General features: G+C 65.3%; 18 protein-coding genes, 1 tRNA gene and 1 pseudogene. 7 read left to right on the forward strand and 13 right to left on the reverse strand.

The annotated features are described in order from the left end of the window. Positions 1 to 47: 47 nt before the first annotated feature. The 10 genes from RT123_RS03740 to folE form a co-directional block, all read right to left on the reverse strand. Entirely contained in the window at positions 48 to 455 is a 408-nt protein-coding gene (locus RT123_RS03740) for an MAPEG family protein (RefSeq protein WP_055753303.1), read from the reverse strand. Positions 456 to 458: 3 nt separating this feature from the next. Then, entirely contained in the window at positions 459 to 2,228 is a 1,770-nt protein-coding gene (locus RT123_RS03745; protein WP_409514887.1) for a M14 family metallopeptidase, read from the reverse strand. A gap of 102 nt (positions 2,229 to 2,330) precedes the next feature. Then, a complete protein-coding gene (locus RT123_RS03750; protein ID WP_313007938.1) occupies positions 2,331 to 2,963 on the reverse strand; it encodes a hypothetical protein in 633 nt (210 codons plus the stop codon). A 30-nt stretch (positions 2,964 to 2,993) separates the two neighbouring features. Then, positions 2,994 to 4,523, reverse strand: a complete 1,530-nt coding sequence (locus RT123_RS03755; protein ID WP_313007940.1) for a UbiD family decarboxylase — start codon at positions 4,521 to 4,523, stop codon at positions 2,994 to 2,996. 82 nt (positions 4,524 to 4,605) lie between these two features. Next, complete coding sequence (locus RT123_RS03760; RefSeq protein ID WP_313007942.1) at positions 4,606 to 5,511, reverse strand: hypothetical protein; 906 nt, start codon at positions 5,509 to 5,511, stop codon at positions 4,606 to 4,608. Between the two features lie 112 nt (positions 5,512 to 5,623). Continuing rightward, on the reverse strand, positions 5,624 to 6,466 hold the full coding sequence (locus RT123_RS03765) for an aldo/keto reductase (protein ID WP_313007944.1): 843 nt from the start codon (positions 6,464 to 6,466) through the stop codon (positions 5,624 to 5,626). A 38-nt stretch (positions 6,467 to 6,504) separates the two neighbouring features. After that, positions 6,505 to 6,867 carry an MmcQ/YjbR family DNA-binding protein gene (locus RT123_RS03770; protein ID WP_313007946.1) on the reverse strand — a complete coding sequence of 121 codons (363 nt, stop codon included), beginning with the start codon at positions 6,865 to 6,867 and terminating at the stop codon, positions 6,505 to 6,507. A 27-nt stretch (positions 6,868 to 6,894) separates the two neighbouring features. Then, positions 6,895 to 8,736 (reverse strand): gamma-glutamyltransferase family protein, encoded by a 1,842-nt coding sequence (locus tag RT123_RS03775; RefSeq protein WP_313007947.1) that lies wholly within the window; start codon positions 8,734 to 8,736, stop codon positions 6,895 to 6,897. 127 nt (positions 8,737 to 8,863) lie between these two features. Beyond that, positions 8,864 to 9,298 carry a biopolymer transporter ExbD gene (locus RT123_RS03780; protein WP_055753310.1) on the reverse strand — a complete coding sequence of 145 codons (435 nt, stop codon included), beginning with the start codon at positions 9,296 to 9,298 and terminating at the stop codon, positions 8,864 to 8,866. A 168-nt stretch (positions 9,299 to 9,466) separates the two neighbouring features. Beyond that, the gene (gene folE, locus RT123_RS03785; protein WP_313007948.1) at positions 9,467 to 10,081 is read right to left on the reverse strand and encodes a GTP cyclohydrolase I FolE; all 615 of its coding nucleotides are present in this window, start codon (positions 10,079 to 10,081) and stop codon (positions 9,467 to 9,469) included. 128 nt (positions 10,082 to 10,209) lie between these two features. Between folE and cysS the strand changes: the two genes are divergently transcribed. Next, entirely contained in the window at positions 10,210 to 11,661 is a 1,452-nt protein-coding gene (cysS, locus tag RT123_RS03790; RefSeq protein WP_313007950.1) for a cysteine--tRNA ligase, read from the forward strand. Positions 11,662 to 11,712: 51 nt separating this feature from the next. On the opposite strand, the gene RT123_RS03795 is transcribed toward cysS, so the two are convergent. Continuing rightward, the gene (locus tag RT123_RS03795; protein ID WP_313007951.1) at positions 11,713 to 12,996 is read right to left on the reverse strand and encodes a lytic murein transglycosylase; all 1,284 of its coding nucleotides are present in this window, start codon (positions 12,994 to 12,996) and stop codon (positions 11,713 to 11,715) included. Between the two features lie 192 nt (positions 12,997 to 13,188). Between RT123_RS03795 and RT123_RS03800 the strand changes: the two genes are divergently transcribed. From RT123_RS03800 to RT123_RS03820, 5 genes are all read left to right on the forward strand, one after another. Continuing rightward, positions 13,189 to 13,265: transfer RNA gene (locus RT123_RS03800), tRNA-Ala, on the forward strand. 200 nt (positions 13,266 to 13,465) lie between these two features. Beyond that, positions 13,466 to 13,591: a type B 50S ribosomal protein L36 gene (ykgO, locus tag RT123_RS03805; RefSeq protein WP_008263184.1), complete on the forward strand. Its 126-nt coding sequence runs from the start codon at positions 13,466 to 13,468 to the stop codon at positions 13,589 to 13,591. A gap of 195 nt (positions 13,592 to 13,786) precedes the next feature. Then, a complete protein-coding gene (locus tag RT123_RS03810) occupies positions 13,787 to 14,062 on the forward strand; it encodes a DUF2312 domain-containing protein (protein ID WP_017505946.1) in 276 nt (91 codons plus the stop codon). Between the two features lie 126 nt (positions 14,063 to 14,188). Beyond that, the gene (locus tag RT123_RS03815; RefSeq protein WP_409514550.1) at positions 14,189 to 14,533 is read left to right on the forward strand and encodes a hypothetical protein; all 345 of its coding nucleotides are present in this window, start codon (positions 14,189 to 14,191) and stop codon (positions 14,531 to 14,533) included. Between the two features lie 56 nt (positions 14,534 to 14,589). Continuing rightward, positions 14,590 to 14,976, forward strand: coding sequence for a GIY-YIG nuclease family protein (locus tag RT123_RS03820; RefSeq protein WP_313007954.1), 387 nt, complete (start codon positions 14,590 to 14,592; stop codon positions 14,974 to 14,976). A 3-nt stretch (positions 14,977 to 14,979) separates the two neighbouring features. Here RT123_RS03820 and RT123_RS03825 read toward each other — a convergent pair whose 3' ends face one another. Then, positions 14,980 to 16,431 carry a sigma-54-dependent transcriptional regulator gene (locus RT123_RS03825; protein WP_091748031.1) on the reverse strand — a complete coding sequence of 484 codons (1,452 nt, stop codon included), beginning with the start codon at positions 16,429 to 16,431 and terminating at the stop codon, positions 14,980 to 14,982. Between the two features lie 106 nt (positions 16,432 to 16,537). After that, positions 16,538 to 18,307 carry a DUF4153 domain-containing protein gene (locus tag RT123_RS03830; protein ID WP_313007957.1) on the reverse strand — a complete coding sequence of 590 codons (1,770 nt, stop codon included), beginning with the start codon at positions 18,305 to 18,307 and terminating at the stop codon, positions 16,538 to 16,540. A 144-nt stretch (positions 18,308 to 18,451) separates the two neighbouring features. On the opposite strand from RT123_RS03830, the pseudogene RT123_RS03835 reads away from it, so the two are divergent. Continuing rightward, positions 18,452 to 19,808: pseudogene (locus RT123_RS03835) on the forward strand (M3 family metallopeptidase); the annotation flags it as partial.

The following is a 19,808-nucleotide window of genomic DNA, read 5'->3' on the forward strand; positions in this document are numbered from 1 at the left end:
TATGGCGGACGCCCCGCTGCACCGCAACCTGCTGCACCGCAACCGCGTTAGACGACAGCGAAGGCGATCAGGCCCACAGCCGCCGTCAGCAGCGCCACCCAGGTCAGCAGCATGCCGACGACGCGACCCAGCGACGGCCCGGTCTGCAGCAAAAGGCCCAGGGCATGGGCGACCCGACCGACGAACAGCGTCGCGCCGACCCCGTGAATCATCCAGGCCGGCGCGCCCACGGCGGCCAGCAGCAGCATGGCGATCATGCCGGGCGTCGCATATTCCACCAGATTTCCGAAGGCGCGGCTGGCGGCCATCAGATCCGCGTTTCCGCCGTCGCCGAACGACACCATGTGTTTGCGCCGCCCGCTGACCACGATGCCCGACAAGACCAGCATCATCAGGATCAGCAGGCCGCTCCACAGGGCGGCGGCCTGGACGGCGTACATCAGCGGCGTGGTCATCGATCAGTCCTCGCGCCCGACGGGGTAGAGCAGATAGTGGTCGTCATAGAAGGGCGTGCGTTCATAGAACCAAGCCAGACGCGCCTGCGGATCGGCGGCGAACGTAGCGTCGGCCGCCACCTTGGCCTCGAACTCGGCCTTCAACGCCGGGTCCGCCGCCATCATCTTGTCCGCCAGCGGCGCGATGGCGTAGGCCTCGATATATTCGACGCGGCTCATCACCTCGGGGAACATGCCCCAGGCGAAGAAGCTCTCGCTGGATTGCGGCTCCAGCAGCAGCACGACGATGTCGCCCAACGGCTGATCCGTCGGCACGCGCACCGAGCCGATCGGATACGTCCAGTCGCGCTTCTCGACCTCCACCGTCTTCACCGAAGCCTGCACGTGACCTTCATTGGCGCGGGTCGCCAGCTTGGGCTCGACCAGGCGCAGCATCGACAGGTTCACGGTGCGCGCAGCCTCGACCGTCTCCATTTCGATCCCGTGCGTTTTCAGCCGCTCGATGATGTCGGTGCGATAGCCCGGCACCCAATAGGCCGTCGGCCGCGTCAGGGTCAGCGTCGGCTTGGAGCCATAGAAGGGCATTTGCCACAGGTCGGGATCGGGGCGGCCCAGCCAGCGGATCTCCTTCCGACCAGAGGCGGCGCTATCATACATCTCGTACAGCATGCCCTTGAACGGGCGCGTGGACGACGCCGTCTCGTCGGCCTCGAAGTTGGCGGGGATTTGCGCCGGACGCAGGGCCTTGTCCTGATCCGTCGCGGCGCGCAGACCGGCGCCCTGATCGGCCAGCAACCGCATCGCCTCCTCGATGAAGACATAGGTGCCCAGCACCCGCTGTTCGTGCGGTTTCAGGCTGTGGTTCTCGATCAGGATCGTCGGTACATGGGCGGCCGCGCCCCAGCCGTTCGAGAACCGCTCGCCCAGGCCGCCGTCCGACAGGCCCTTCTTCGGCTCGTCGTCGTCGATGCCGAACACCAGTTCGCCGGGGATATGGCCTTCGCGTTCCAGCGCGGCGTTCATCGCCGGCTTGAACACCGAATCCAGCCAGGCCGAGCCGTTCGGCGAGCGGCTGAAGGTCCCGTCCTCGCCGTTGAAGCCGTAGGTGACGTCGTACTGGTAATCCATGCCGTCGGTGACGTGGACATCCACATACAGGTCCGGCCGGTATTTCAGGATCAGGCCGCGCACGGCCCGCATCTCGGGCTGGTCCAGCTTCAGATAGTCGCGGTTCAGGTTCTGGTTGGTCGCCGTATTGCGCCAGCCCTGGATGCGCGGCCCCCGCTGGTTAGGCCGGGAATAGGGGCCGGAACGCTCGTGGCCGTCCACGCTCAGGATGGGGATCAGGATCAGATTGACCCGGTCCAGCAGGGCGTCCTTCCCATAGAAAGCGATGTCGCGCAGCAGCATCATGCCCGCGTCCTTGCCGTCGATCTCGCCGGGGTGGATCCCCGCCTGGATCATCAGCACTGGCTTGGCCGGATCGAACGTCGAGCCATCCTTGGAGGCGATCACCGCATAGATGGGCCGTCCTTCCGGCGAGACGCCGAACTGCTCAATGCGGATCAGGTCGCTGGCGGCGTCCAGACGATCGAACCAGGCGCGGGTGTCGACATAGTTGGGGCTGAAATCATGGCCGGGATCGGCCTCGAACGCCGTGACCCATGGATCGCTCGCGTCGCGCAAAAGGGCCTTTGACGCTCCGTCCCAGGCGGGGGCGGGCGGCAGGAAGGCCTGGTCCCAGGGGGCGGTGTTGGGAAGCGTCTGGGACATGGCGGGGCTCACGCTACAGGCAAGGGCGGCAAGGACGGCCGAAACCAGAAGAGGGGACTGCATCCGCCTTTCGTGAGCCGATTGGCTCTGCCTGACAAGGTTTCAACCGCCACCGCCCAGCGCGGGCGCCCACCCGCCCGCCTTGAGCAGCAGCGCTGCCGAGTTCCCCATCTGCCAAAGACTGTAGACCAGCACGAGGACCAGGGCCCCGACTGCAACCCTGCGCCACGGTGCGAAGGCCGCCGTCGCCGTGCCCGCCACGAAGATGGCGACGCCGACCCACAGACGCACCGAACTGGCGACCTTGGCGAAGCCGGGATCGAGCTGAGCCAGGATGATCACGATCACGGCGACGATCAGATTGGCCGCCAGGATGCAGCCGAACACCAGCCGCCGATGCGCCCAGAAGTGGTCGTCCAGATCGATCCGCTCGTCGCCGCCCTCGGCCGACACGCGCGGGAAGGTCACGCTGGCGGCGACATAGAAGGTTGCGGCGATGCTCAGCGATATGAGCAGCACGAAGGTGTTGAACGGCGCGCCGCGGAAAATGACCCAGGCCTGATTCCAGAAGGTGGCGATGTCGATCGCCACGAACAGGGCCAGCATCGGCGTCAGCCAGCCGAACCGGATCCGCTGCTTCTCATGCAGCATCCGCGCGAACCCGCCGACCAGTTCGGCCACGGACAGGCCCAAGAGCAGGCCGTAGAAGCTGAAGAAGAACTCGAATGCGCTCACATCGCCCCCCGGTGTAACCAAAAGCCAAGCTTATTTCCAGATCGGCGTTCCGTCACCCGGCAGGCCGAGACGGCCCCATAGGTCGTTGACCCGCTCGATCACCGCCTCGTCCATGCGGATTTCTTCTCCCCATTCGCGTTTGGTCTCGGGCGGCCATTTGTCGGTGGCGTCCAGGCCGATCTTGGAGCCCAGGCCGCTTTCGGGGCTGGCGAAGTCGAGGTAATCGATGGGCGTCGACTCGATCACGGTGATGTCGCGCGCCGGGTCCATCTTGGTCGAGATGGCCCACATGACGTCCTTCCAGTCGCGGGCGTCGATGTCGTCGTCCACGACGATGACCCATTTGGTGTACATGAACTGGCGCAGATAGCTCCACACACCCAGCATCACCCGCTTGGCATGGCCCGGATAGGCCTTCTTCATCGACACCACCGCGATCCGGTAGCTGCAGCCCTCGGGCGGCAGCCAGAAGTCCGTGATCTCCGGAAACTGCTGGCGCAGCAGGGGAATGAAGACCTCGTTCAGCGCCTCGCCCAACACGCTCGGCTCGTCCGGTGGGCGGCCGGTGAATGTGGTCAGATAGATCGGATCCTTGCGCATGGTGATGGCGCTGACCTTGAAGACCGGGAACTTCTCGACCGAGTTGTAATAGCCGGTGTGGTCGCCATACGGGCCCTCGTCCTCGAATTCGTCCAGCAGGACGTGGCCCTCCAGCACGATCTCGGCTTGGGCCGGCACCATCAGCGGCACGGTCTTGCAGGCGACCAGCTCGGCCTTGGCGCCCCGCATCAGGCCCGCGAACTGATATTCCGACAGGGTGTCCGGCACCGGCGTCACCGCCGCCAGAATGGTGCCCGGATCGGCCCCCAGCACGACGGCGCAGGGCAGGGGCTCGCGTTTTCCGGCCTTCTTGTGCCGGGCATAGTGTTGCGCCCCGCCCCGGTGGGCCAGCCAGCGCATGATGGCCTTGTCCCTGCCCAGGACCTGCATCCGGTAGATGCCCAGGTTGAAGTCGTCCTCGCGGTCGTCGCTCGGCCCCTTGGTCACGACCAGGCCCCAGGTGATCAGGGGCGCCGGTTCGCCGGGCCAGCACGACTGGACGGGCAGGGTGGTCAGGTCGATCTGATCGCCCTTCAGCACCACCTCCTGCACCGGCGCCTTCTTCACCGTCTTGGGCCGCATCGACAGGACGGTCTGCATCAGCGGCAGCATCTCCATCGCGTCGCTCAGACCGCGCGGCGGCGTCGGGTTGCGCAGGAAGGCCAGCAGTTCGCCGACCTCGCGCAGCTCACCCGCCGTGGTGCGGTCTTTGCCTTCGAGCGTCACCCCCATGGCGACCCGTTTCACCGTGCCGAACAGATTGGCCAGGCAGGGGATGGGGCTGATCGTGCCGTCCGGCATGACCGGTTTCTCGAACAGCACCGCCGGTCCGCCGTTCCTCAGCAGCCGGGTCTGGATCTCGGTCATCTCCAGCACGGTGGAGACGGGTTCGGACACCCGCACCAGCTCGCCCTTGGCTTCCAACTGGTCGATGAAGTCACGCAGGGATTTGTAAGCCATCGAGTTCTCCAACGAAGATCGATGGATTAGGGCCCGAAGCCTTGTGTGTCACGCCGTATAAAAGGCCATTATTGGTTCGGATTCAGAACCTATACGTGGCCCCAAATCCAGCAGCATAAAGTTCTGGCTCGTAGCCGATTTTGCTGCCGTTACCAGCAGACGCCTCTACAGACTGGAACCGCGAAAGGCTCGTCTCGCTGTGGATGCTCCAGCGATCCGTCAGCCGGAAGTCGAGGGCGGCGCCTACAACGGCGCCTGCAAGAATCTTATCTTCGTACGACCCTTGAGACGAGACGTCTCGGATATCTAGCGAACAGAGCGTGGGCCGCAAGGGATTGGTGCAAATCTGGATGATTATCGAGCTGTCCTGTCTGGCTCTGAGGCTGGTCTTAACCAAGCTTGGTCCGCCAAACACTGACACGAGCGTTCGATCTCCGATCGGTACGCCGATTCTTGCCCGCATGCTTGCGACGGCATCTAACTTGAAATCTGCTTTCAGAGTGTCGTTTGAATTATTGACTGTGCCAGGCTTCGCGCCATCCAACAGCACGGTGTTTGTTCTGATGGGCCCCGCGTCGATTGGTCCCACAGTGAAGCGCTGCTCAAGCCTTGCAGCGTTCGCCTGAAGTTCAATGCCCCATACAAAGGACCTGTGGTCAAAAAGGCGCCCAGCACGAACCCCGGCAAAAATCTTTCGAGAAAGGGATCGGTATTGATCGAAGTTACGAGTTTGGGGGCCTTCAATGTAGACAAACTGACTGTCGCGCGCGGGTGTCAAGTTCGTGATTAAATCGCCGCTTCGACCACCCTGAACGCCAACATCAGCGCCCAGATAGTAACCACTCCAACCAATCGTCTCGGCGCTCGCCGAGTCAGAAGCAGCGAGAATAGCGCAGACCAGTAGACCTGCTACGGTCGATAAAACAAAGTTTGTCATAAAAGCCCCAATCCGAGCCGGAGTTCTAGCCAGGGTTGAGGCTTCCGTCAACTTGATGACATTCTACTTAAGACTTAGAGTGCCAGATAATAGTAATAGTCGACTGTCCTCAATGTTGACATCAACCGAAGGTTGCAACGACCGCTGGCGCCTCCCTTGTCGGTCAGGCGGCAGTCTTGTCCCATTCGAACGCCGGGTCCAGCCAGTCGCCCAGTCGTTCGCCGCGACCCAGGGCGTCCATCCGCTGCATCTCCTCGTCCGTCAGGGCGAAGTCGAAGATGTCGAAGTTCTCGCGCGCGCGGCTCTCTTTGGTCGTGCGCGGGATGGCGATGATCCCGTGCTGGATAAGCCAGCGCAGGGTGATCTGGCCGTTCGTCTTGCCGTGCGAGCCGGCGATCTCGCTGATCGTGGCGTCGTCGGCGATCTTGCCTTGCGCCAGCGGCGACCAGGCGGTGATCGACGACCCCAGCTCGGCCGCCGTCGCCACCAGCTGATCGACCCCCAGATAGGGGTGGTGCTCGACCTGATCGGTCAGCAGACGCGCCTTGGACAGGCCTTGCGCCTGGCGGAATTCCTTGGAGGGGAAGTTCGACAGGCCGATCGACTTGGTCAGACCCTGGTCCTTGGCCTCGTTCAGGGTGCCCAGCGTCTCTTCGAACGTCGGCGTCGTCTTGGGCCAGTGCAGCAGCAGCAGGTCCGGCGTCGTGCCCAGGCTGTCGGCCGATTCCCTGGCCTGTTTCAGCAGGGCGTCGTGGGTGAAATGTTCGACCCAGATCTTGGTGGTCAGGAAGATGTCCTCGCGCGCCACGCCGGAATCCCGGATGCCTTCGCCGACCGCCTTCTCGTTCTTGTAGATCCAGGCCGTATCGATGTGGCGATATCCGATCCGCAGGGCCTCAGCGACCATGCGCCGCGCATCGTCCGGCTCCAGCTGCCAGGTGCCGAAGCCGAGCAGAGGGATTTCGATACCGTCGACGGTGATCGTGGGTTGGTCGCCATAGGCCATGGGGCGCTCCTTGGGCTGGGTCCGCTTGAGGGGCGTAGTTAGGCGCCCGACCCCGCTCCGATAAGGTCTGGATGCGCCTTGGACAGCTTTTTCGGCGCGATCCGACGCCATCGCTTCTCAAGCGCGGCCCTCAGCCAGACGGGATCGATGCTGGCGATGCGCGCCAGGACGATGGGATAGTCGCGATAGTGGTCGGTGAAATGAAAGGTCGCCGGGTTCATCTCGATCAGCAGTTCGCGCTCATCCAGATTGTCCAGATGCACCACGATGCTGTCGTCCAGCGCCGGGCGCATCCAGGTGAAGAACTTGCCCGCCACCTTGAACGACGGCTCGCCATAGGACACGCCATCCTCCACGCCGGGAAGCGAGAGCAGAAGGGCGCGGACCTCGTCGTGGGTCATCGGTCGCTCAACATCAGTAGGCCAATCTCAATAAGCCAGGGCGATGCCGTCCTTGCGCATCTCGGTCGCCGCGCCATAGGTCCAGCGTCCGCCGGGGTTCATCTGTTTCATGACGTTCTGATAGCCGCCGAAGCCGCCGTCGGGTTCACCCAGCGTCCAGCCCATCGCGCGCAGCTGGGCCTTGGTCGCCTCGGGCACGCCGCTTTCCAGATGCAGCACGCCGGTTCCTTCCTGCGGCTGGCCCGTCGGTTCGGACGAGCCATAGTGTTGCCAGCGCGGGGCGTCGCCCGCCGCCTGGGGCTCCAGCGCGTAATCGACCATGTTGATGATGATCTGGGCCTGGCCCTGGGGCTGCATGGCGCCGCCCATTACGCCGAACGCCATCCACGGCTCGCCGTCCTTGACCGCGAAGCCGGGAATGATCGTCTGGAATGGGCGCTTGCCGGGCGCATAAATGTTGGGATGGCCGTCGGTCAGGGCGAACAGCTCTCCCCGGTCCTGGAACATGAAGCCCAGCGGTTCGGAGCCGTTATCGGGCGCCAAGCCCGAACCCATGCCGCGATAGTTGGACTGGATCCAGCTGACCATCATCCCATCGGCGTCGGCGACGCTGAAATAGGTGGTGTCGCCGTGGTGCGGCGCGTCGCCCGGCATGACGCGGTCCATCACCCGATCCGGCCGGATCAGCTTGGCCCGCTCGGCCGCATAGGCCTTTGAGTTCAGCCATTCGACCGGCGTCTTGGAGAATCGGTCGTCGGCGAACCAGCGCGCCCGGTCCTCGAACGCCAGCCGCTTGGCCTCGGCCTGGACGTGCAGCGAGGCGGCCGACTGGAAGCCCATCGATTTCAGGTCGAATTGTTCGCAGATGTTCAGGATCTGGTTGGTGCTCAGCCCTTGCGTGTTCGGACCCAGGCCGAAAACATCGACCCCACGATAGTTGGTCCGGATCGGCTCGACCCATTCGGTGTGATGGGCGGCCAGGTCGGCGCGGGTCATCCAACCGCCGATTCGCTTGAAATAGGCCTCGATCTGATCGGCGATGGGACCGTTGTAGAAGGCGTCGCGCCCGCCCTCTGCGATCATCCGCAGCGTCTTGCCCAGATAGGGATTGGCGAAGATCTCGCCCACCTTGGGCGTTGAGCCGCCGGCGGCCCAGATGCGCTTTCGGTTCTCGTTTTCCTCGATCGGGATCTGGCCCCGATCAAACGCAGCCATGTTGCGTTCCAGATAGTAGGCGATGACCTGGGGCACGGGCACGCCCTGTTCGCACAGTTCGGCGGCGGGCAGCAGCACCTCTTTCCACGGCAGCTTGCCATACCGCTGGTGCGCGCTCCACCAGGCGTCCACCGTGCCCGGCACATTGACCGTCACCGCGCCATAGCGGGGCAGATAGCCGTCGATGGCCTTGGATCGCGCGATCTCCAGGCTGAGTCCCCCGGGACTGGCGCCCGAGCCGTTCAACCCGACGACCTTCTTCTGTTTGGGGTCCCAGAGCATGCAATAGGCGTCGCCGCCGATGCCGTTGGCGACCGGCTCCAGAAAGCCCAGGGCCGCATTGATGGCGATGGCCGCATCGATGGCCGATCCGCCGCGCCGCAGGGTGTCGATGCCGATCAGACTGGCCGCCGGATGCGCCGTCGCCGCCGCCCCGTTCGCGCCCCAGACGGTCGAGCGCCCCATGAACTTCGGTCCCAAAATCCGGTCGCCGATGCCGACGCCGGCATAGGGGTCGGCCGGGCGAGCCGATAAAGGTGTGGGGGCAGGCGCCGCCTCGGTCGGCCTGGCGGCGGGAGAGGCCTGCCGGGCCTGGGCTGCGGTCGCCGCCAGCGCACCGGCGGGCAGGGCGGACAGGAAAGTGCGACGACGCATGGGCGGACTCCTCGAACAATCGATGCGGCATCAAGGGTGCAGGCGATCGATCCGGCAAGTCTTTCGGCAAAGAAAAAGGCCGCGTCCCTTTCGGAACGCGGCCCCAATCCTGGAACGGACGAAGGTCCTATTCGATGTCTTCGTTCAGAAGGCCGACCTTGAAGAAGCCGTTCTCCTGCATCTTGTTCATGACTTCCATGAACTGCGAGTACTTCACTTCCGGCTGGGCGCGGACGAAGACGCGCTCTTCCTGGCAGGCGCCGCCGCCCAGGGCGGTGCAAACGTCAGTGGCCAGGTTGTCGATCGAGGTTTGCTTGTCCGACAGGAACAGCTGACCGTTTTCCTGGATGGTGATGTACACCGGCTCCTTCTCTTCGGTCGGATTGGTGGGCGGCTGTGCGGGCGGCAGGTCCAGACGGATCGAAACGGTCGCCATAGGCGCGGCGACCATGAAGATGATCATGAGCACCAGCAGAATGTCGATGAACGGCGTGATGTTGATATCCGCCGTCTGTTCGATCGTGTGCTTGTCCCCACCGGAACCGCCGATCTTCGCAGCCATGCTCGTCTCCGTTACTCGCCGGCTGCGTTCCGCGCCGACATTTCCCTATGGATCGCCCGAAGGCTTGATCGGTTCTTGGCGTCCCGATGCGGGCTTGTAAAGCGGTTCTAAACGATCTGCCGTTCCCGAACGTCAATTATACACGACAGAGGGACGACGGTTCGGCCTTCAGGCCTTGGCCAGCTTCAAAAAGCGGTCCGCCAGGGCAGGATCGTCCTTGAAGGCGCCGGTGAAGCGGGTCGTGATGGTCGAAACGTGCCGATGATGCACGCCGCGCGTGGTCATGCACTGATGCTCTGCGTCCACCAGCACGGCCACGCCGCGCGGCTGCAGGTGCGATTCGATGGCGTCGATGATGTCGTTGGTCAGGGTTTCCTGGTTCTGCAGGCGCCGCGCATAAATCTCGACAACCCGCGCCAGCTTGGAGATGCCGACCACCTTCTCACCGGGCAGATAGGCGACATAGGCCTTGCCCAGGAACGGGGCCAGGTGGTGCTCGCAGTGGCTCTCGACCTCGATGTCGCGCAGGATGACCATGTCGTCATAGCCGGTCACGTCTTCGAAGGTGCGGCTCAGCTCCTTGCCCGCATCGGCGTCATAGCCGTCGAACCATTCGCCATAGGCGTCGACCACCCGCTTGGGCGTGTCGATCAGGCCGGGACGGTCGGGATTGTCGCCGGCCCAGGCGATCAGGGTCCGCACGGCGTCCAGCGCCTGCTCGCGCGACGGGCGTTGAACACTGTCGTCGCTGACGAGGACGGGCTTGGCGGGGGTGACGCTCATGAACTCGATTTCCGGCCGGGGCGGGCGGGTCGCCCGGTTTACCTTCTACAATCCGTCGGGACTGTATATCAGGCCGCTATATGGGACAGACCGTCCGTCCCGCAAGAAAACCCGCTAAAGACTGATCCATGCCGCTGCACATCCACGACACCCTGCGCCGTGAAAAGCGCCTGTTCGAGCCCCGGAACAAGGATCGTGTGACCCTCTATGTCTGCGGCCCCACGGTCTATGACTACGCCCATATCGGCAATGCGCGCCCGCCGGTGGTGTTTGATGTCCTGGTGCGTCTGCTGCGCCGGACGTATGGCGCCGACCACGTGATCTACGCCCGCAACGTCACCGACGTGGACGACAAGATTAATCAGAAGGCCGCGCGCGAAGGTGTGCCGATCGGCGAGGTCACGGCCCGCTATGAAGCCGCCTACCTCGCCGACATGGGCCTGCTGAACGTCTCGCCGCCCGATATCGCGCCCCACGTCACTGACTACATCCCGGCCATCGTCGATCAGATCCAGGCCATCGTCGACGCCGACTGCGCCTATGCGGCCGAGGGCCACGTCCTGTTCGACGTCTCGTCCTACAAGGCCTACGGCGCCCTGTCGGGCCGGAACCTGGACGACATGATCGCCGGCGCCCGCGTCGAGGTCGCGCCCTACAAGAAGAACCCCCACGATTTCGTTCTGTGGAAGCCGTCCAAGGCAGACGAGCCGTCCTGGCCGTCGCCGTGGGGCGAGGGTCGTCCTGGCTGGCACATCGAATGCTCGGCCATGATTGAAAAGACCCTGGGCCTGCCCATCGACATTCATGGCGGCGGCATCGACCTGGTCTTCCCCCACCATGAGAACGAGATCGCCCAGGGCGTCTGCGCCCACGGCCACGCCCATGGCGATCAGGCCCATGACGAATACGCCCGCTACTGGATGCACAACGGCTTTCTGACCGTGGACGCCGAGAAGATGTCGAAGTCGATCGGCAACGTCCTGCTGCTGCACGATCTGGTGCAGGCCATGCCGGGCGAGGTCGTCCGCTGGGCCCTGCTCAGCGCCCACTACCGCCAGCCGCTGGACTGGAACCAGGGGCTGTTGGATCAGAGCCGCAAGAACCTGGACCGGCTGTATGGCGTCCTGCGCGACGCCGACGCGGCCTTGGCCGACTTCGACGAGGCCACGCTGGACGAGGCTGAGATGGAGCTGGCCGAGAACGCCCTGAATCCGGTGCTGGACGCGCTTGAAGACGATCTCAATACGCCGGGCGCGATCGCCCAGCTGTTCGGGCTCGGCAACACCCTGCGCGAACTGCTGAACGACGCCGAGGCCGATATCAACGATGTCGCCATGGCCCGCTGGAGCCTGAAGGAAGCGGCCGGTCTGCTCGGCGTTCTGTCGCTGACGCCGGACGCCTGGTTCGAGGGCGGCGATCCCGCGCTGAAGGCTGAGGTCGAGGCCCTGCTAGACCAACGCGCCAAGGCCCGCGCCGCAAAGGACTGGCCCGAGGCCGACCGCATCCGCGACCGCCTGAACGCCCTGAACGTCGTCGTCATGGACGGCCCCGACGGCCCCACCTGGCGCGTGAAGGGGTAAGGGTCTGAACTCACTCCCGCCCATCGCGGTGCGAAGGGCGGGAGACGCGGTTCAGTTCGTCCGGCGGATCAGTTCGTCCGCCAGCGCCGGCGTCAGATAGCCGTCGGCGATCCTGTTGTTGGCGATTTGCCAGCGACGCAGGGCTGCGCGGGTGTTGGAACCGATCACCCCGTCGACGCCCTGGGTGTCGTAACCCAGCTGCGTCAGGGCGCGCTGCGCTCCGATGCGCTGATCGCGCGTCATCGACGGATCGTTGGGCCAGGCCTTGGTCAGCCCCGGCTTGCCCATGATCCCGTCCGCCGTCAGGCCGATGGCCAGGGCGTAGGACACCGAGTTGTTGTAGCGGCGGATCACATAGTGGTTCGGCAGGGCCAGGAAGGCCGGACCGTTGGCGCCCTGCGGCAGCAGGATGGTCGCCTCTTCCAGCGCCTCGGCGCCATTCGGGGTGCCGCCTTGCGCCAGGCGCACGCCCTTGGCCGCCCAATAGGCCCAGTTGTGCTTCGGGCCTTCCGCCTCGGCATAGTCGAAGCCGGAGGGCAGGGCGACTTCATAGCCCCAGCCCTGACCGCGCTTCCATCCGGCCTGGGCCAGCAAATTGGCGGCGGACGCCAGGGCGTCGGCGTCGTCGCGCCAGATGTCGACCTTGCCGTCGCCGTCCTGGTCCACGCCGAGGCGCAGATAGTTGTCGGGCATGAACTGGGTCTGGCCCATGGCTCCGGCCCAGCTGCCCTTCAGACCCGAACGCTCGCGCCGGCCGTCCACGACGATGTCCAGCGCGTCCTTCAGCTGCCCCTCGGCCCAATCGCGTCTGCGACCGTCATAGGCCAAGGTCGCCAGCGAGCGGATCACGTCATAGTCGCCCTGCACCTGACCGAATGCGCTCTCCTGGGCCCACACGCCGACCAGGATCTCGCTGGGCACGCCGAAGCGTTGAACCACCGACCACGGCACCCGGTCGATGCGCTGTTTGGCCTGGGCGATTCGCACCGGGGTCACTGCATTCTGAACATAGGCGCCGGCGGGTTTGGAGAATTCAGGCTGGTTGCGATCCAGGCGGATCACCGTCGGATCGGGCGTCAGCCCCTCCAGTTCCCGGGCGTAGTCCGCGCGGCGGGCGCCGCCCTTACGCGCCAGAAAGCCCTGCTTCCAACCCTCGAAACCCTGCTGGTCATAGGCGGCCAACGGCGGCGTCTGGGGGGCGGGGGCCGGCGTCGTAACAGGGGCGCCCGCCTGCGGCTGAGGATGGGGTGTCGGCAGGTTCACCTGCGGCTCGGGCAGCATGGGCGCGCAGGCCGAGACGCAGCCGATCAAGAGAAGGCGATAGGAAAAGCGCATGAGATTCAAACTAGAGCCCCCGGGGTCAGACACGAAATGACAACCGCGCGAACGGTCATTTCGACGCCCTAAAGCGCGCGCCGCGCGAATGCGTTGCCTCGCTGTTCCCCAGTCGGGTGTAAGGCAGGCCGTTAACCACCTTTGTATTGGACGCCTTATACGTGTGTGTCGTAATGACGCACCAGCTCTGACGGCCTGATGGCGGAGCGGCGACGCGGCGGGCGTGCAACCCCGTAAACCCTCCGTTCGACTCGGAGGTCAGGCCTCCATAGTTTTTGTCGTGCTATCGCGCTTCGCGCTACTTGAGCACGTTAGGGGGAACAGCTCGCAGAGCAGACGGAGACTGGGTTTCTGCGGTTTCGGGCTTTGGCGGCTTGACCTTCCGAACCCCTCTCTCTATACGACCGCCTCCGCCGCGATCCGACCGGGTCAGCGGCTTTCTTATTGGTTTCTTTCAGGACGTCCGACCATGAAGGTCCGTAGCTCGCTCAAGTCGCTGAAGACCCGCCACCGCGACTGCAAGGTCGTGCGTCGCAAGGGCGTCGTCTTCGTCATCAACAAGACCGACCCGCGCTTCAAGGCGAAGCAGGGCTAAGCAGCGTTCGCTGCGCGCCGCTTCGGCGGCGTGCGCGCGCTGGATCGCGCTCAGGCAGCCCGAAGGGCGATAGCGCGCTTGAAAGATGACGATCCACAGGCTGCGGATTTCTGTCCGCGGCCTTTTTCGTGTTCGCGGTTGTCGCGCGCCTGTCCGCATGGTTAGCGTCCGCGCCTGATTTCTGGAGTATTCCCCATGGCTGACGACGCCTCGTTCGACGGTGGTTCCGACGTTCTCACCGCCACGGCGCAGGGCCGCCTTCGCACCATCATCGAGCGCCTGGAGCGTCTCGAAGAGGACAAGCAGGCCGTCATGACCGACATGAAAGAGGTCTTCGCCGAAGCCAAGGGCGAGGGCTACGACGTCAAGATCCTGCGCAAGGTCATCCGCATCAGAAAGCAGGACAAGGCCAAGCGCCAGGAAGAAGACGCCATCCTGGACCTCTACCTGTCGGCGCTCGGCGAGATCTGAGGCTGACCCGGCTTGAAGCGCACCCCCTTCAAGCCAGGAGGCGGGCTGTCGCGATCGGGCGGCCTGAAAGGCGATGGCGCATCCAACCTGCGCTCAAGCAGCCCGAAGAGCGGTAGTGTTTCAAGCCTGCGCTCAAGCAGCCCGAAGGGCGGTACCGCTGCAAAAAAGCCCGCGCCAAGCCCCTTCGAGCAACAGCGCGAGGCCGCCAAACGCGCCGCGCTGAACGCTTTGAAACGCGCTCGCCGCGCGGCGGACAAGGCGGGCGTTTCCCTGTCCGAATGGGAAGGCGAATTCATCGATTCGGTCAGCGAGCGCGTTAAGACCCACGGCCGCGCCTTCGCCGACCCCGAAAAGGGCGCGCCGGGTCAAGCCCTCTCGGCCATGCAGGGTCGCAAGCTGAAAGAGATTACCGCAAAGGCCAATGGCGAAGAGCCAAAACGGCGGTGGGGCAGGAAACCAAAAGAGCCATAACCGTTCGTCATCCTCGGGCTTGACCCCAGGATCGGCCTGTCCACAACTCAGCGTTTATGAGCGAGCGCCGCCCTTACATCTCCACCTATATCCAAGCCAGCCGACCGCACGGTGTCATTTACATCGGCATGACGTCGAATCTCTATGATCGCGGCCATCAGCACAGGACCGGGGCTTTCGAAGGTTTCGCCAGTCGTTACGGGTGCGGAATGTTGGTTTGGTACGAGCAGTTCGAACTGGTCACGAACGCAATCCGGCAGGAGAAGGCGCTGAAACGCTGGAATCGCGTCTGGAAGCTGGAGCTGATCGAACGGACGAACCCTGAGTGGGTCGATCTCTACCCAAGTCTATGCGGCTGGGCGCCTGATCCTCGGGTCAAGCCCGAGGATGACGGAGAGGGGAGTGTGGCTGCGTTTCTCAAAAGCTTGAAGTCAGGCGCGTAAGCCTCAACCCGCTTCCTTCAACTGACCTTCTAGCCCCTGTTCGCGGACCTTGCGATACAGGGTCGAGCGGCCGATGCCGAGGCGGCGCGCGATCTCGCTCATGTGCCCGGCATAGACCTCGATGGCGTGCTGGATCAGGTCGCGTTCGATGTCCTCGAGCGTGCGCAGATGGCCGCGCTCGTCCAAGATCCGGATCGGCTGATCGACCTGCGCGGCGGCGTCGGTCTGGGCGCCGGCGGCTGTGGCGGCATGAAGAGGCTGGGCGTCGGGCATTGGCGCGGCGACGCCCGAAATCGCGGGGAAGTCGTGCGGCTGAAGGAAGGGCGCATCGGCCAGCACGATGGCGCGGAACACCGCATTTTCCAGCTGTCGCACGTTTCCAGGCCAGTCGAACCCTTGCAGAAGGGCCAAGGTTTCGGGCGCGCATCCGGCGATCCGCTTGCCCTCCTCGGCGTTGAAGCGGGCGATGAAGTGATCGACCAGGGGCGCGATGTCCTCGCGGCGGTCACGCAGGGACGGGGCCTCGATCGGGAAGACGTTCAGGCGATAGAACAGATCCTCGCGGAAGGCGCCGTCCTTGACCTGCTGGGCCGGGTCGCGATTGGTCGCCGAGACGATGCGCACGTCGATCTTGACCGGGCGTTTGCCGCCGACGGGATCGATCTCGCCTTCTTGCAGCGCGCGCAGCAGCTTGACCTGCATGTCCAACGGCAGTTCGCCGATCTCGTCCAGGAACAGGGTGCCGCCGTCCGCCTCGCGGAACTTGCCCAGCGTCTTGTCCACGGCGCCGGTGAAGGCGCCCTTCTCGTGTCCGAAAAGGATGGATTCGATCAGATTGGCGGGCAGGGCGCCGCAGTTGACGGCGACGAAGGGCTTGCCGGCCCGGTCGCTGGCGCCGTGCAGGGCGCGGGCGATGACCTCCTTGCCGACGCCGCTCTCGCCGGTGATCAGGACGGGGATCGAGGATTTGGCGGCCCGGGCGCCCAACGCCTTGACCATGCGCATCGGCGGGCTGTCGCCCACGATGTCGTCGAAGCTGGTGCGACCCTGGACGCGCTTGGTCAGGCGCCCGACCTCGGCGGTCAGGCGCTTCATCTGCATGGCGTTGCGCACGCCGACCAGCAGGCGTTCCGGGCCCACCGGTTTGACGAAGAAGTCCTGGGCCCCGGCCTGCATGGCCTTGACCACCATGTCGATGCCGCCATTGGCCGTCAGGACGATGACCGGCTCATTGATCCCGGCGCTACGCAGTTCGGCCAGGCATTCCAGCCCCGACATCTCGGGCATCACCATGTCCAGCAGGATCAGGTCGGCCCCGCCGCCGCGCGTCATCCGGTCGATGGCCTCGCCGCCGCTGGCGGCATGGACCACGGCGTTGCCGTCCCGCTCCAGCACGGCCTGGATCAGCCGGCGCTGGGTCGGATCGTCGTCAACGACCAGGATGGTCTTGGCCATGAAAATCCCTTGTCTTGTCGCCCAACCCGTCAAGGATGGATCGTTTCGGGACGATTCCTAGGGCGGCGAGGTGAAAATCGGGTGACACGGCGTGGTGAGCGTCCCGTTAACGTGGCTCCGTCGCGTCGCATCGCACCTCGGGGCTGGCGCGCAATCTCTGGCCCTCGACAACCAGGTCGGGCAGGGCGGCCGGGGCCGTCGCGACGCCCTTCGACAGGCCTTCGTTCATCCGCTCAGCATTGCGCCCGCAGGTGAAGCCGTATCGGCCCGTCACGCGCCACTGGCCCTGGGCGTCCTGATCGAAGGCGACGATTTCGCGAGCCGTGGCGACCAGCAGATCGGTTCGTGCGTCGCCATTCAGGTCCGTCGATCGCACGACGCAGGGCTTTTCCGCATTGCAACTGAACAGCACGTCGACCTGCGTGTCCAACTGATCGATGAAGCTGGCGGGCACGGATTGGCCATCGACGACCTTCAGACGGATGGCGGCCTTGCGCGCTTGCAGTCCTTGCGCAGTATCGCCGGATGGCCACGGGCGGGCCTGGGCGGCGCGGGCGTTTCGCGCGATGCGTGGATCGGTTGAGGCGGCCAGACGTCTCAGCGCCGTCTCGCCGGCCTTGCCGCTCTCAAACCGCAGGAAGTCATAATCGAACGTGTCAGCGGACACCGCCCCACGCTGCAACCGTGCGACCTGATCCCGCACCGAGAGGCGGGCGGGATCGGCCAGCGGGCTGAACAGAGCCAAGATGACCAGAACCGACAGGACCGCCGCGACGACATTGGTCCGCTCCAGCGGCTTCATCCAGCCGCCCGGTTTCACGGCCGCCAGCAGATAGCCCGCGCCATAGACCGCGCCGACCAGGGTGCAGGCGACGGCGATGATCCGATCGGGCGTCAGGCCGTGCTGGCCGATCCGCAAGCCCAGGCCCCAGGCGGCCAGAACGATCAGCCACGCGATCAGGATGGACGCGGCCCGCACGCCGTATCGCAGAACGACCGGCGGCAGATTGTCTGCGCGCCCATCCTGATAGGCGGTGTTGATCAGCACAATCAGGGCGGCGGCGGCAGACAGGACCAGGGCCGTTGCGCTTCGCGTTTCCCACAGGCCGTCCAAGCCGGTGAAGGGCAGGGCCAGAAGGAACCCGCCGACCAGGACCGTGATCACCAGCAACAGCCAGGACAGCAGCATCAACGCCACGGTCCGCACGCCCCGGATCAGGCCGTCGCGCACATCGGTCAGCTGGACGGCGGTGGCGAAGACCAGGGCCGTGACCGGAATGGCGAACCACGCCTCGCTGAGCAGGTGTTGCAGGAAGCCGAGGCCGATCATCTTGAACAGCGCCGCGCCCAGATGCAGCAGGATCCAGAAGGCGCCGGTGAAGCCCAGCGACAGGGCCAGTTGCACCCCCGCCTTCCAGGCGATGTCGAAATAATCGGGATAGTCGACGATCCAGCGTCTTTCGCGGATCGCGGGCACGATCAGGTGGTGGGCGATGAACAGAGCCGCCGCGCCGAAGGCCAGCACGGGGAAGCTCAGGAAAGGCGGCTCCTCATGCGGCTTCAGAACCTGGCGGGCGACGTCGTGGGCGCCCAGCAGGGCCAGCACGCCGGCTGCGGCCGCGGCCCACAGGATCAGGGCCAGCGGCTTGACCCGGCCCACGCCGGCGAGAACCACCACCGGCACATAGCTGGCCGCCAGGGCCAGGGCGCCGAACATCACCGGCTGGGTTTCGGGCCAGACGCGGGTGTCGGCCGCCAGATACAGCATATAGAGGGCCAGCCCCTGAACCAGACCTGTCGCGAGCCGAATCGTAACCAGGCCCGAGGCCCCGCCAAGGCCCGTCCGGCCGGTGTCATGCTGCAGGATTTCGGTCATTTACGCGTCTCCGAAAGGCAGGATTGCACGGGCCGTGACGCCGAGAAAGCGCAAGGGACGGTTGCGGCCGTCGCCGCGCATCCCCAGAACAGGGGCATGAACGCTCCCTTCAAGACGCCCAACACCGAAGCCCCGCTATGGGACCTGACCGACCTCTATGCGTCGCGCGACGACGCCAAGGTCGCCGCCGACCTGGAACGGGCGCGCGGTCTGGTCGAGGCGCTGAACGGGCTGAAGGGGCGGCTGGCGGCGGATCAGGACGCCCAGGCGCTGGGCGAGGCGCTGGACCGCGCGATCCAGCTTTATGAGCAGGCGTCCGATGTGCTGGGTGCGCTGGGCGCCTACGCCTTTCTGTCCGCCTCGACCGCGCGCGACGATGCGACGGCGCAAGGGTTCGAGGCCGATGTGCGCGAGAAGATCACCGCCATCGCCACCCCGACCGTCTGGCTGACGCTGGAGATCAATCAGATTGACGATGCGGCGCTGGAAGCGGCGCTGATCGCCCATGCGGGCGCGGCGCGCTGGCGGCCTTGGCTGCGGCGGGTGCGGGCGATGAAGCCGCATGAGCTGTCGGCCGAACTGGAGACCTTCATCGCCGAGCGCGGCCCGATCACGGCCCAATGGCCGCGCCTGTTTGATGAGCAACTGGCCGCCCTGCGTGCAAAGGCGGGCCACGAGGAACTGACGCTGGCCGAGGCGCTGAACCGCCTGTCGGACGCCAAACCCGCGCGCCGCAAGGCCGCCGCCGAGGGTCTGTCTGAGGCGCTGGCCGCCCGCGCCCCGACCCTGGCCCTGGTGCTGAACACCGTCGCCGCCGACAAGGCGATGGAGGATCGCTGGCGCGGTTTCAAACGTCCCGCCGACAGCCGTCACCTGGGCAACGAGGTGGATGGCGAGGCCGTGGATGCGATGGCCGAGGCGGTCGCCGCCGCCTATCCGCGCCTGTCGCACCGCTATTATGCGCTAAAGGCCAAGGCGATGGGCAAGGCGCGCCTTGACCACTGGGACCGCAACGCGCCTATCGAAACCACGACGCCACGCGCCTTCACCTGGACCCAGGGGCGCGAGATCGTGTTGGACAGTTTCTCGGACCTGGGCGGCGATTTCGCCGACCGGGCCGGCGGCTTTTTTGATCAACCGTGGATCGACGGTCGGGCGCGGCCGGGCAAACAATCCGGCGCCTATGCCCACCCCGTCACCGCCGACCGCCACCCCTATGTCTTCCTGAACTGGATGGGCGAGCGGCGCGATGTCCTGACCCTGGCGCATGAGCTGGGTCATGGCGTTCACCAAACCTTGGCGGCCGACCAGGGCACGCTTCTGGCCGACACGCCCCTGACCCTGGCCGAGACGGCGTCGATCTTCGCCGAGGGGCTGACCTTCGACCGCCTCTTGGCGACCGCCCCGAAGTCAGAGCAGCGCGGCTTGCTGGCCGGTCGGATCGAGGATGGTTTGAACACCGTCGTGCGCCAGATCGCCTTCCACCGCTTCGAAACCCGCT

The organism is Brevundimonas vesicularis (assembly GCF_032067225.1).
GTDB classification, from domain to species: Bacteria; Pseudomonadota; Alphaproteobacteria; order Caulobacterales; family Caulobacteraceae; genus Brevundimonas; species Brevundimonas vesicularis_F.

Excerpts from the sequence above, each read along its gene's own strand:
- RT123_RS03745 (WP_409514887.1), bottom strand. The coding sequence starts at position 2,228 with ATGTCCCAGACGCTTCCCAACACCGCCCCCTGGGACCAGGCCTTCCTG.
- RT123_RS03825 (WP_091748031.1), bottom strand. The coding sequence starts at position 16,431 with ATGGCCAAGACCATCCTGGTCGTTGACGACGATCCGACCCAGCGCCGG.
- RT123_RS03795 (WP_313007951.1), bottom strand. The coding sequence starts at position 12,996 with ATGCGCTTTTCCTATCGCCTTCTCTTGATCGGCTGCGTCTCGGCCTGC.
- ykgO (WP_008263184.1), top strand. The coding sequence starts at position 13,466 with ATGAAGGTCCGTAGCTCGCTCAAGTCGCTGAAGACCCGCCACCGCGAC.
- RT123_RS03765 (WP_313007944.1), bottom strand. The coding sequence starts at position 6,466 with ATGGCCTATGGCGACCAACCCACGATCACCGTCGACGGTATCGAAATC.
- RT123_RS03810 (WP_017505946.1), top strand. The coding sequence starts at position 13,787 with ATGGCTGACGACGCCTCGTTCGACGGTGGTTCCGACGTTCTCACCGCC.
- folE (WP_313007948.1), bottom strand. The coding sequence starts at position 10,081 with ATGAGCGTCACCCCCGCCAAGCCCGTCCTCGTCAGCGACGACAGTGTT.
- cysS (WP_313007950.1), top strand. The coding sequence starts at position 10,210 with ATGCCGCTGCACATCCACGACACCCTGCGCCGTGAAAAGCGCCTGTTC.
- RT123_RS03775 (WP_313007947.1), bottom strand. The coding sequence starts at position 8,736 with ATGCGTCGTCGCACTTTCCTGTCCGCCCTGCCCGCCGGTGCGCTGGCG.
- RT123_RS03820 (WP_313007954.1), top strand. The coding sequence starts at position 14,590 with ATGAGCGAGCGCCGCCCTTACATCTCCACCTATATCCAAGCCAGCCGA.
- RT123_RS03830 (WP_313007957.1), bottom strand. The coding sequence starts at position 18,307 with ATGACCGAAATCCTGCAGCATGACACCGGCCGGACGGGCCTTGGCGGG.
- RT123_RS03740 (WP_055753303.1), bottom strand. The coding sequence starts at position 455 with ATGACCACGCCGCTGATGTACGCCGTCCAGGCCGCCGCCCTGTGGAGC.
- RT123_RS03755 (WP_313007940.1), bottom strand. The coding sequence starts at position 4,523 with ATGGCTTACAAATCCCTGCGTGACTTCATCGACCAGTTGGAAGCCAAG.
- RT123_RS03780 (WP_055753310.1), bottom strand. The coding sequence starts at position 9,298 with ATGGCTGCGAAGATCGGCGGTTCCGGTGGGGACAAGCACACGATCGAA.
- RT123_RS03770 (WP_313007946.1), bottom strand. The coding sequence starts at position 6,867 with ATGACCCACGACGAGGTCCGCGCCCTTCTGCTCTCGCTTCCCGGCGTG.